13 protein-coding genes are annotated in these 11460 nt (G+C 50.0%); all 13 read left to right on the top strand.

Annotated features, from left to right (window positions below; all coding sequences use genetic code 11):
- The first annotated feature begins 504 nt into the window (after positions 1 to 504).
- The 13 genes from QZQ08_RS09210 to QZQ08_RS09270 all read left to right on the top strand — a co-directional run bounded on the left by QZQ08_RS09210 (position 505) and on the right by QZQ08_RS09270 (position 11303).
- Positions 505 to 1089, top strand: a complete 585-nt coding sequence (locus QZQ08_RS09210) for a xanthine phosphoribosyltransferase (protein ID WP_296331199.1) — start codon at positions 505 to 507, stop codon at positions 1087 to 1089.
- A 15-nt stretch (positions 1090 to 1104) separates the two neighbouring features.
- The gene (locus tag QZQ08_RS09215; RefSeq protein ID WP_296331202.1) at positions 1105 to 2424 is read left to right on the top strand and encodes a uracil-xanthine permease family protein; all 1320 of its coding nucleotides are present in this window, start codon (positions 1105 to 1107) and stop codon (positions 2422 to 2424) included.
- A 21-nt stretch (positions 2425 to 2445) separates the two neighbouring features.
- On the top strand, positions 2446 to 3366 hold the full coding sequence (locus QZQ08_RS09220) for an AEC family transporter (protein ID WP_296331206.1): 921 nt from the start codon (positions 2446 to 2448) through the stop codon (positions 3364 to 3366).
- A 224-nt stretch (positions 3367 to 3590) separates the two neighbouring features.
- Entirely contained in the window at positions 3591 to 4331 is a 741-nt protein-coding gene (locus QZQ08_RS09225) for a gamma-glutamyl-gamma-aminobutyrate hydrolase family protein (RefSeq protein WP_296331207.1), read from the top strand.
- Between the two features lie 129 nt (positions 4332 to 4460).
- Positions 4461 to 4595, top strand: a complete 135-nt coding sequence (gene rpmH / locus QZQ08_RS09230; protein WP_009014998.1) for a 50S ribosomal protein L34 — start codon at positions 4461 to 4463, stop codon at positions 4593 to 4595.
- Positions 4596 to 4670: 75 nt separating this feature from the next.
- On the top strand, positions 4671 to 5021 hold the full coding sequence (gene rnpA / locus QZQ08_RS09235) for a ribonuclease P protein component (protein ID WP_296331213.1): 351 nt from the start codon (positions 4671 to 4673) through the stop codon (positions 5019 to 5021).
- A 14-nt stretch (positions 5022 to 5035) separates the two neighbouring features.
- Entirely contained in the window at positions 5036 to 5245 is a 210-nt protein-coding gene (gene yidD / locus QZQ08_RS09240) for a membrane protein insertion efficiency factor YidD (protein WP_021736708.1), read from the top strand.
- Positions 5246 to 5272: 27 nt separating this feature from the next.
- Complete coding sequence (locus QZQ08_RS09245; protein ID WP_296331220.1) at positions 5273 to 5905, top strand: YidC/Oxa1 family membrane protein insertase; 633 nt, start codon at positions 5273 to 5275, stop codon at positions 5903 to 5905.
- A 37-nt stretch (positions 5906 to 5942) separates the two neighbouring features.
- Positions 5943 to 6701, top strand: a complete 759-nt coding sequence (gene jag / locus QZQ08_RS09250; protein ID WP_296331223.1) for an RNA-binding cell elongation regulator Jag/EloR — start codon at positions 5943 to 5945, stop codon at positions 6699 to 6701.
- 59 nt (positions 6702 to 6760) lie between these two features.
- On the top strand, positions 6761 to 8128 hold the full coding sequence (gene mnmE, locus QZQ08_RS09255) for a tRNA uridine-5-carboxymethylaminomethyl(34) synthesis GTPase MnmE (RefSeq protein ID WP_296331226.1): 1368 nt from the start codon (positions 6761 to 6763) through the stop codon (positions 8126 to 8128).
- A 27-nt stretch (positions 8129 to 8155) separates the two neighbouring features.
- The gene (gene mnmG / locus QZQ08_RS09260; protein ID WP_296331230.1) at positions 8156 to 10036 is read left to right on the top strand and encodes a tRNA uridine-5-carboxymethylaminomethyl(34) synthesis enzyme MnmG; all 1881 of its coding nucleotides are present in this window, start codon (positions 8156 to 8158) and stop codon (positions 10034 to 10036) included.
- Complete coding sequence (rsmG, locus tag QZQ08_RS09265) at positions 10033 to 10764, top strand: 16S rRNA (guanine(527)-N(7))-methyltransferase RsmG (RefSeq protein WP_296331232.1); 732 nt, start codon at positions 10033 to 10035, stop codon at positions 10762 to 10764. The genes mnmG and rsmG overlap by 4 nt, the downstream gene beginning before the upstream one ends.
- 254 nt (positions 10765 to 11018) lie before the next feature.
- Positions 11019 to 11303 (top strand): helix-turn-helix domain-containing protein, encoded by a 285-nt coding sequence (locus tag QZQ08_RS09270; protein ID WP_296331236.1) that lies wholly within the window; start codon positions 11019 to 11021, stop codon positions 11301 to 11303.
- The last annotated feature ends 157 nt before the right edge of the window (positions 11304 to 11460 follow it).

The raw sequence follows: 11460 nt of genomic DNA on the forward strand, positions 1-11460 counted from the left end.
TTTCAATATTTATTTGTCCATGACCCCACAAATTTCCGTGAAGAACCAAAAAAAGGCTGTGAAAAATGAAGGTGTCCGGTCTTCTGGAGTCCGTTCATTTTTCACAGCCCTATTTTGTTGTTCCCGCCATTGACGAGAGCCAATCATGCAGTACGGGAATCTTCTTTCAAAAAAATGAAGAAAAAAACAGCCCAAAGGCAGCGTCAAGTCACAATGAGCGGCCGGCTGGCCCGCCTTTTGCGTCATGGCCCCTTTGTTCTATTTTCGCTTTAAGCCTGTCACCATCGTAAGGGAAAAGAACGGTTAGCCAAGCAAATGTTTTATGTACCTTCATAATAGTCCTCCTTTACCAAACAATTTTTTTCAATATACTATGAAAAACTCACGCTTGTCAAAAGCAAAAAAGAACCTGTATTTTTGGGAGGGAGTGCCCCACGGGGAGGGACTTTATGATATAATTCTATTTTACATAAGTGTGTATTCATGATTGGAAAGGGGTAAGTCATGGCTGAATTGAATTTACTGCAAAAAAAGATTCTCGCTGACGGTATCATCAAGAGTGGGGATGTGCTCAAGGTGGACAGCTTCCTGAATCATCAGATTGATGTTCCTTTCATCAGCGAACTGGGGAAAATCTTCAAGAAACTCTTTGCCAGCCGTCCGGTTACAAAAATTCTCACCATTGAGGCATCGGGTATTGGGATTGCGTGTCTGACAGCAATCCATATGGGTGTACCTGTGGTCTTTGCAAAAAAATCAGCAGGCAGCAATATGGATGCAGATGTGTACAGCACAGAAATCAAGTCCTTCACCCATAATAAAACAAATCACGTCATTGTTTCCAAAAAATATCTCAACGGCGGGGATCATATCCTTATCATTGATGATTTTCTTGCCAATGGCTGTGCTGTTGAAGGCCTGATGGACCTTGTCGATCAAGCGGGTGGAACCGTCGAAGGGGTCGGCATCTGTATTGAAAAGGGCTTCCAAGGCGGCGGTGATGCCCTGCGGAAAAAAGGCATCAATCTCAAGAGCCTTGCCATCATTAAAAAAATGGATGCCAAGACGGGAACCATTGTGTTTCGCTAATGAAGGAGGCTGCTGATGGAAAGAGAAAAAGATCCAATCTACGAACTGGATGGAAAAATTTCCTTTGAAAAAGCGATTCCTTTCGGGCTCCAGCATGTCCTTGCCATGTTTGTTGCCAACATTGCTCCTATCCTGATTGTAGCGGGTGCTGTCAAGTTATCCACAGAGGAAACAGGGGCCCTTGTCCAGGCAGCCATGATCATTGCTGGAATCGGTTCCCTTTTCCAGCTCTATCCGCTGGGACCCTTGGGCTCAGGACTGCCTATCATCATGGGAATCAGTTTCACCTTTGTCTCTACTTTCTGCGTCATTGGTGCTAAATATGGCTATGGTGCTGTTTTGGGTGCGGCCCTTGTAGGAGGCCTTCTTGAAGGTCTCATTGGGATGGGGGCCAAATATTGGCGCCGGTTTATTCCGCCTATTGTTTCAGCCAGTGTCGTCACGGCCATTGGGTTTTCTCTTTTAGGCATTGGAGCCAATTCTTTTGGCGGCGGCTTTGGCAATCCTCATTTTGGGGAACCCAAGTTTCTCATCGTAGGGACCATTACCCTCCTCAGCTGTCTCATCTTCAATATCAAGGCCAAGCATTTTTATAAGCAGCTTTCTGTTCTGTTTGGTCTTGTTGTAGGGTACATTGCAGCTGCGTTTCTGGGCATGGTGGATCTATCAAGGATGACCCAGGTGGGACTTTTTTCCCTGCCGATGCCGCTTCCCTATGCTTTGGAATTTCGGCCTGATGCCATTTTCTCTGTTTTCCTTATTTTCCTTGTCTCTGCTACGGAAACCTTAGGGGATACCTCGGCCCTTGCCGCCATGGGCATGGGAAGGGACGCATCAGATGGCGAAATCCGCGGTTCCATTGCCGTTGATGGGTTCATTAGTTCTTTGTCCAGCCTTTTTGGCTGCCTACCCATTACATCCTTCAGCCAGAATGTCGGTCTTGTCGCCATGACCCATGTTGTTAATCGTAAAGCCATTGCAAGCGGAGCCCTGATCATGATTCTTGCTGGTCTTTTCCCTGCTTTTGGGGTTATCCTAGCTTCCCTTCCTGATGCTGTTCTTGGTGGCTGTACCCTTATGATGTTTGGCTCCATTGTCGTCAGCGGCGTTCGGATGCTTGCCGGCTGCGGTTTTACCCAGCGCAATATGAGTATTGCGGCCCTTTCCCTTTCCATTGGGATTGGTTTCACGCAAACACCAGCTATCTTCAAGATGTTCCCGACGGTCATCAAGTCCGTCTTTGCTGAAAATTGTGTGGCCGTCGTCTTTGTTGTTGCTTTTGTGCTGAACCTTATCTTCCCCAGTGAACTTGAAATGGATAAAATGAATCAGTAATTTCCAGAAAGGAATGGAACCATGGACTTAGGTGATCTGCTAACCTTGCAGGGGACCCTTTTCCTCTTGATGCTTCTTGGGGCCTATTTGACCAAAAAAAGGATCATTACCAAAGAAGGAAAGCGCTGTATGACGGATCTTGTTGTCTATGTGATCCTTCCCTGTACAATCTTTAAGTCCTGTTTTGTCGATACGGGCGCCAATTTTGCAGCTGTCGGCTCCCTTTTGCTGTTGCTTTCCCTTGTCATTGAAGTGGGGGCCCTATTCTTCAATCAAGTGCTTTATCGGCGTTACAGCGGAGAAAAACGTAAGGTCCTCCAATATGGGACGCTCGTTCCCAACAGCGGGTTTTTGGGTACGCCCATTGCAGAAGGGGTCTATCATGATCTAGGGGTCCTTTATGCCGCAATTTTCCTGATTCCTGTCCGTATTTTCATGTGGTCTTTTGGAACGAGCTATTTCATGGTCCAGGAAGGAATGAGCAAAAAGGAGCTGTGCCGGAAGGTCATTACCCATCCCTGCTTGATTGCTGTTTTTCTGAGCCTTGCTGTCATGATTTTACGTCTTGAACTGCCAAGCGTCCTTAAGGTGACCGTTCTTGCCATCAGTAAATGCAATTCCGCCATTGCCATGTTTGTTGTGGGAACGGTCCTTGCTGAGGCTCCTACGTGGAAAATCTTTGATTTTGATACGGTCTATTACTGCATGATCCGGCTTGTTTTCCTGCCTTTATTAACCTTATGCTTGGGACGTATTATGGGATTATCCGGTGCCAGTCTGGGGGTAGCTGTTCTTATGATGGGCATGCCAGCCGGGGCGACGACCTCTATTTTTCCCTCCCTTTACGGCGGTGACGCACGCCTAGGGACCAGCTGCGTCATTCTTTCTGTCCTTCTTTCCATGGTGACCCTTCCTCTTTGGATCTATCTTGTTCATATATAGTCAATATAAGGTACGTGGCTGTGAAATGATGAATTTCATCGTTTGGCAGCTTTTTTTGTTCTTCACGGAAATTTGTGGACTAAAAGACTTTTGACTATTGAAAAAAGGACGATTTTTTCGTAAAAAAGGGCGAAAAAAGGAAGACCCAATGAGACGCCCCTCATGTTTTCTGAAAAATATGGTATAATGCGGCATATGAGCATGAAACTGAAGGAGTGATTTTCATGAATAAAAAGATTCGCATTGGCCTTGTCAGCAGGACCTTGACCTTACGGGACGAGGTGCCCACTTATCAAAAGGCCCCCTACGTGCCCCGCGATATTGTGACCATCCTAGGCGAACTGGGCGCGCTTCCCATTGTGTTTCCCGATGTGGAAGGAGCTAGTGGAAAGGATTATGTGGACCTTGCCGACGCGCTTTTTCTCCCCGGCGGACAGGACGTAGACCCGACCCTTTTTGGAGAGGAACCGACTTGGAAGGTGGGCGGTGCTGATTATAAAATGGACCGTTTTGAAATTGATCTCATTCGGGCCTTTTATGAAGCGGGAAAACCCATTTTTGGCATTTGCCGCGGCATCCAGGTTCTCAATATTGCCCTTGGTGGGACGGTGTACCAGGATCTCCAGGCTGACTGCCCCGGTGCTTACATCGGCCACAGCCAAAAAGCCTATGGGGCCTATCCCGTCCATCATGTAAGCGTCAAGCAAGGCAGCTTGCTCCATGCGGCCTTGGGAGATACGGCCTATGTAAACTCCCGGCATCATCAGGCTTTGAAAGATGTGGCCAAGGGCCTTGTGGTTACGGCTACGGCACCGGACGGTGTCATTGAGGGCGTGGAATCAGAAGGCAGTGACCAAGTCGCTGCTGTACAGTGGCATCCGGAGAATATGTGGCGCGAGCACCCGGAAATGAGGGCTCTTTTCGAACAGTTCATAGCACGCGTCGAGAAAAGTGTGCAAAAATAAGAGAAACACTAAGATTGAGCGGGAAAATCGGTTGACACACCCCGCCCCATAGCATATAATTGTATGAGCTGTCAAATGATTTTTTGATCGATCTTGGCAAATCACCTTTGAAGTAAGGAGGGTTAATAGATGAAGAGAACGTTCCAACCTAACAACACGAGAAGAAAAAGAACTCATGGCTTCAGAGAAAGAATGAAGACTCTGGGTGGAAAACAAGTCTTGAAAAGAAGACGTGCGAAGGGCAGAAAGAGATTATCTGCATAAACTATGAGATGGGCCGCCTTTCGCGGCCTATTTTACTCTATGAGGCAGGTGCCAATCGCTTTGGAACAAGAACAAATGCCCAGAAAAAACACCTACACGCAGGCTCATCGGGTCAAGGCCCATGAGGATTTCCAGAAGATCCATGACAAGGGTCAATCCGTTGTGGATGGCTTTGGCGTTTTTTATTTTCTGCCTTCTCCTCATGACCATTCCCAGCTGGGTACAGCCGTAGGAAAGAAACTGGGAAATGCGGTATTGCGCAACAAGATCAAACGGCGGATGAGGGAAACCTTTCGTCAGCACCAGTACCGCCTAAAAAAACCCGTTTCCATCGTTTGGGTAGCCAGACGTCGGTTGGCCCATGCACCCTTTGCTATGTATGAGACTGTGTTTTTGCGTCTGGCAAAGAAAGCTGGACTGCTATAGATCCGGAGAGGCCTATGAAAACGATCGCAATCTTCCTGATTCGTTTTTATCAGATTTGCATTTCCCCTCTTCTTGCGCCCCGTTGCAGGTTCTATCCTACGTGCTCCCAATATGCGCTGGAAGCGGTGAAAAAGTATGGTTTTCTGAAGGGAACCTATCTGGCTACGAAAAGAATACTGAAATGTCATCCCTTCCATAAGGGCGGGTATGACCCGGTACCCTGACCGCAGCAGGAGAAAAGGAGAAAAAACTTGGAATTCTTAAGTTCGTTTGTGCAGCAGGTGGTTTCTGCCATCTATGAAGCAACCCGCGTGATCGGAGAGCCGAGCTACGGGCTTGCCATCATCATCATGACCATCCTCATCAAATTGCTCCTCTACCCTTTGACGAAGCGCCAGATTGCCTCGACAAAGGCCATGAGCCGCATCCAGCCTCGTATGAAGGAACTTCAGATGCGTTATCGCGATGATAAGATGAAGCTCAATGAAGAGCTGTCCAAGCTGTACAAGAAAGAAGGGGTCAATCCCCTGGCTGGATGCCTTCCCCTTGTCATCCAGATGCCAATCATGATTGGGATTTTCTACGGAATCCGTGATTTTAACTATGAAGGACCGAGCAGCTTCCTTTGGATGCAAAGTATCGGTCAGCCCGATCCGTATTATATCCTCCCTATCCTGTCTGCCTTGACGACCTATATCCAATCTCGGCAGAGCATGCCGCCGTCCGATAATCCGACGGGGAAGGTCATGCTTTATTTCATGCCCCTGTTCATTGGTTATATCAGTTTGAAATTCCCGGCTGGTCTTGTTCTCTACTGGGTCGTGATGAATCTCATGCAGATTGGTCAGCAGTTCTTTATGGACCGGTCCGATAAGAAAGCCTAAAAGAGTAGACAATGCCAAGCGGCAAGGAGGCATGGATATGAATCGCATTGAAAAGACGGGGCGTACCGTGGACGATGCTGTCCAGGCTGCCCTCAAGGAACTCGGCGTAAGCCGTGAAGATGTCCTCATTGAGGTCCTGGAAGAAGGCAAGGATGCCCTTTTTGGACTCATCAAGCGGGACGCCAAGGTACGGGTTACCGTAAAGGAAGCGGAAAAGGCTGCGGAACCGGACTGTTTGGAAGAAAAAACGGAAACGGTCCCGGAAACGCCGGATCGGCCTGCTCCAAAAGAGGAAACAGAAGCTGGCGAAGCGCCCGTTTCTTCTGATGCCGAGGAAGAACGGAAAGCCGCTGCCCAAGATGCCAAGGTCTTTTTGGAAACCCTTTTCAAGGCCATGGGGATGGATCTTATCATTGAAAAGTTCATCAATCGCAAGGATGGTGAAATTGAACTGAAACTCCATGGCGACGGGTTAGGTGTCCTTATTGGCAAGCATGGCCAAACGCTGGACAGTCTGCAATATTTGACGAACCTTGCGGCCAATAAAGGAAAGAAAGAATGGCACCGCATTGTCCTTGATGCTGAAAACTACCGGAAACGCCGCCGGGATACATTGGAAAAACTGGCTCACAACCTTGCCCATCGCGTCAAGCGGACGGGCCGCAAGGCGCTTCTTGAACCGATGAATCCTTATGAACGGAAGATTGTTCATGAGGCCCTGCAAAACGAGCCCGGGATCGTGACCTACAGTGAAGGTGAAGAACCTTACCGCAAAGTCGTCATTGACCTCAAATAAATCACACTTGAACGTTACGTGCTCCGGACCCTTGTTCGGAGCTTTTTTTTGGAGGAATCATGGAAGATACGATCAGTGCCATTGCGACTGCCCTGGGCGTTGGCGCCGTGGGCATCATCCGCGTCAGCGGACCGGAAAGTCTCAGTCTCGTCAATCGGATTTTTCGGGCGAAAGAACCCCTTTCCCCTTCCCGTCCCCGTTATCTGCAGTATGGTCATATCCATGACGGGAAGGGTGTCGATGTGGATGAGGTCCTGGCAGTCTATATGCCGGGCCCCCATTCCTACACAGGGGAAGACGTGGTGGAAATTCAGTGCCATGGCGGACGGGAAGCGCTGAAGGAAATCCTGCGGCTGACCTTTAGCGAAGGGGCAAGACCGGCAGAACCTGGAGAATTTACCAAAAGGGCCTTTCTCAATGGCCGCCTTGACCTTACGGAAGCGGAAGCGGTCATGGATATCATCAATGCCAAGAGCCGTCGTGCCCTCGTTGCAGCTGGAAGAGGCCATAAAGGGGCCCTGTCCCGTTCCATCAGGGAAATCCGCGGCCGCCTGCGGGACCTGGTGGTCCATCTGGAAGCGATCATCGATTATCCGGAAGATGATATTGAAGATGTGACTTATGACGAGACGGAAGGTGTGCTGCAGCAGTGCTATGACGCAGTCATGGGCCTTCGTAAAAAAGGAGAGACGGGCCAGATCCTTCGCGAGGGTCTGCGGATTGCCATTGTGGGGCGCCCCAATGTCGGCAAGTCCAGTCTCCTGAACCGCCTGCTCCAGACGGAACGGGCCATTGTTTCCAATATCCCCGGCACGACGCGGGACATCATTGAAGAACAGATGACCCTTGACGGGATCCCTTTGGTCCTGACCGATACGGCAGGCCTGCGGGATACGGAAGACTATGTGGAGCAGATCGGTGTAAAACGCAGCCGCGCCATTTTGGAAGACGCAGAACTGGTTCTTGTCGTTCTTGACAGTGCAAGTCCCCTCACGGACGAAGACCGGAACCTCCTTGCAGCGGTCAAGGACCGTCCCCATCTGGTGATCCTCAATAAGAGCGATCTTGCACCGGCCATTTCGCGGGAGGAAGTGGAAGCCCTTGCGGGCGGTGACGCCCTCTCCCTTTCCGTTAAAGATGGTGCTGGAATGGATCAGGTTGCAGTTTATCTCCGTCATTTTGTGATGGGCGAGGGATCCGATTCCGAAATGGGAATGATGACCCAAAATGCCCGTCAGGGAACGCTGCTTGAGCAGGCAGCCCATCATCTTGCAGAGACCCTTCGCGATGCGCGGGCCCATCTCCCCTACGACTGTCTCACGATTGACCTGACACAGGTCCTTCATGAGCTGGGCGAAATTACGGGTGATGATGTGCCCGAGGAAATCATCAATGAGATCTTTGCACAGTTCTGCGTCGGGAAATAGGACGCATAGAGGAGGATATAAAGTAACATGATCGTTGTGGATCATTATGATGTTGTTGTCGTAGGTACAGGCCATGCTGGCTGTGAAGCAGCCCTGGCGGCAGCTCGGATGGGGAAAAAGACCCTTCTTGCGACCCTTTCCATGGATAATATCGCTCTTATGCCTTGCAACCCGTCTGTAGGGGGACCGGCTAAAGGCCATTTGGTGAGGGAAATCGATGCCTTGGGCGGGCAAATGGGGATTGCGGCTGATGAAGCCTGCATCCAGATGCGCATGCTCAATACGGGCAAGGGCTATGCTGTCCAGGCTTTAAGGGCCCAGGCCGATAAGCCGCTTTATCATACCATTATGAAGGAAGTGGTGGAAAATACAGAAAACCTCGACGTCAAGCAGCTCATGATCGATGAGCTCCTTGTTCACAGCGGTGCCGTGGAAGGCGTCGTTGCTGAAACGGGGGAAGTCTTTGAAGCTCCCTGCGTCATCCTTGCCACAGGGACCTATTTAAGGGGACGTATCCTATATGGGGAAGTTGCTTATATGGCAGGCCCCAACGGGCAGCGTTCAGCCATGAAACTGACCGATTCCCTCGTGAAAGCTGGTCTTACGCTCATGCGTTTCAAGACGGGTACCCCGGCTCGTGTGGACCGCCGGACCATTGATTTTTCGCGGACCGAACCGCAGTACGGCGATGAAGCGGTACGAAATTTTTCCTTTATCAGCCCTATTACGGAACGTCAGCAGGTTCCCTGTTATTTGACCTATACCAATCCTCGGACCCATCAGATTATTCGGGACAATCTTGACCGAAGCTGTATGTTCAACGGCACCATTGAGGGGGTGGGGCCCCGCTACTGTCCGAGTATTGAAGCAAAGATTGTCCGTTTTGCCGATAAGAGCCGCCATCAGCTCTTTTTGGAACCGGAAGGGCTCAGGACCAATGAAATCTATGTCCAGGGCATGAGCTCCTCTCTTCCTGCTGAGGTCCAGGTCGCGTTTATGCAGACCATTCCGGGTCTGGAGCACTGCAAGATGATGCGGGCTGGATATGCAATCGAATATGACTGCCTCGATCCCCTGCAGCTGACGGCCAGCCTCGAACATAAGGCCATCAAGGGGCTCTTTAGCTGCGGTCAGGCAAACGGTACGAGCGGCTATGAAGAAGCAGCGGCCCAGGGCCTTATGGCAGGCATCAATGCCGCGTTAAAGCTCGACAGCCGTCCGCCTCTTATCCTTGGCCGAAGCGATGCCTATATTGGCGTCCTTATTGATGACCTTGTCACCAAAGGCACGACCGAACCCTACCGCATGATGACAAGCCGTGCCGAGTACCGCCTGCTGCTACGGCAGGATAATGCCGATCTGCGTCTCACACAGAAAGGCCGCGATGTGGGTCTTGTAAAAGATGATCGATATGCCTCTTTTACCAAGAAGCGGGACGAAATCGATCGGGCCCTTTTTGCCCTTTCGAAAAAGAATCTTGCCCCATCGGAAGAAAATCAGCAAAAGATTACTGCCATGGGCTCTGTTCCTTTAAAGAGCTCCATCAACTTGATGGAACTTCTGCGCCGTCCGGAAATCACCTACGAAAAGCTTCAGCAGGCTTTTGATCTCGAACCTCTCTCCCCCGTTGCTGCAGAGGAAGTGGACGTAGAGGTCAAGTACAAGGGCTATATCGATAAACAGAAACAGGAAGTCATGCGGGCCATGAAACTCGAAAATCGCCTGCTTCCGGATGATATCGACTACAGTGCCCTCCATGAACTGTCATCGGAGGCGGCGGAAAAACTGGGTAAGCAGCGGCCTCTTTCCATTGGTCAGGCAAGCCGCATTTCCGGTGTTTCCCCTGCTGACATCAGCGTCCTTATGGTCTATCTGGAATCGAGGAAACGCAAAGGAGAAGAAGCATGACCTATTTGGAGACCTTGAAACAAAGTGCCGAAGCAATTGGCCTATCCCTTTCTGACGAAGCGCTCCGGCGTTTTGCAATCTATAAGGATGAGCTCCTGGAGACAAACCGCTCCCTCAACCTGACTGCCATTACAGACCCGGAAGAAGTAGCGGTGAAGCATATGGTCGATTCCCTGACCGTCTACAACGAAAAGCGCTTCCATAATCGGACGATTGCTGATGTAGGAACGGGCGCGGGCTTTCCGGGCCTGCCGCTAAAGATCTACGATCCAACCATGCGGCTGACCCTCATCGATTCCCTGGCCAAGCGCCTTGCTTTTCTTGAACGGGTGGCTGGCGAGATGGGCCTTGGGCAGGTCCGCTGCCACCATGCGCGGGCAGAAGAAGCGGGCCGGGATCCGAAACTTCGGGAAAAATTCGACGTCGTCGTGGCCCGAGCTGTGGCGCCCATGCCTGTCCTTGCCGAGTACTGCCTGCCCCTTGTGCGGGTGGGCGGTGTTTTCTATGCAATGAAGGGCAGCAAGGGTATGGAAGAGGCCGAAGAAGGCCGTCAGGCCATTTCCATCCTAGGCGGCAAGATTGTTGATATTCGCCATTTGACGCTTCCTGGTCTTGATGATAAGCGGTATATCATTACTGTTGAAAAAATCCGTCCTACGGGTGAGCAGTACCCCAGACGGCCGGGCATTGCGACCAAGCGCCCGCTGGCCGTGAAACCTAAAAAATAAAACAGACGATTTCCTAACCATGGACTGGACCGGAATGATTCCGTATCCAGTCTATTTTTTACCCTAATATGCTGATTTTCCCCTTAAGTTTGTCTTGAAATCGGGGAATTAGGGAATGAGTACTAAAAAAATCCCCTATAATTCGACCCTGCCATGATACAATGCGAAAACAGGAAAGGAGGATAAGCAGGATACCGTAAGTTTGAATGAGAGGATGAGAGAAAGGTTGGTGAGCGCGCAAGAGGCGCCGCATAATGGACAAAAAACATAAGCTTTGTCGCTTCATTGGGGCCAAGATCCGCTACGATAGGATGTTGCGGGCTATAGAGCATAATGGATTCAGTCAGGCAGACTTGGGGAATTTAGCCCATCTTCATACGGATACGATTTCTCGGATTGAGCGGGGAACCTATCATGACAGTATCCCCTTGTCAACACTCATGGATATTTCCGATGCCTTGGGCATTGATGTAGCAGAACTGATGACACTGACGGAAACGGAAAAGGAACTCATTCATTGGGAAAAAGAATACGGTTAGTTGTAAAATGAATTTGAACAGTTAATCAAAAAACAAAAATCCATAGTGAAGCTTCATGTTAAAATGGTTTTGCGAGAAATCATCAACAAAGGAGCAATCACTATGGATCACATCCATTCTAACACAATTGAGGACGTACGTATACCCGGCCGCCATC

It is taken from the genome of uncultured Acidaminococcus sp. (assembly GCA_900538365.1).
In the GTDB taxonomy this organism is placed as follows: domain Bacteria; phylum Bacillota; class Negativicutes; order Acidaminococcales; family Acidaminococcaceae; genus Acidaminococcus.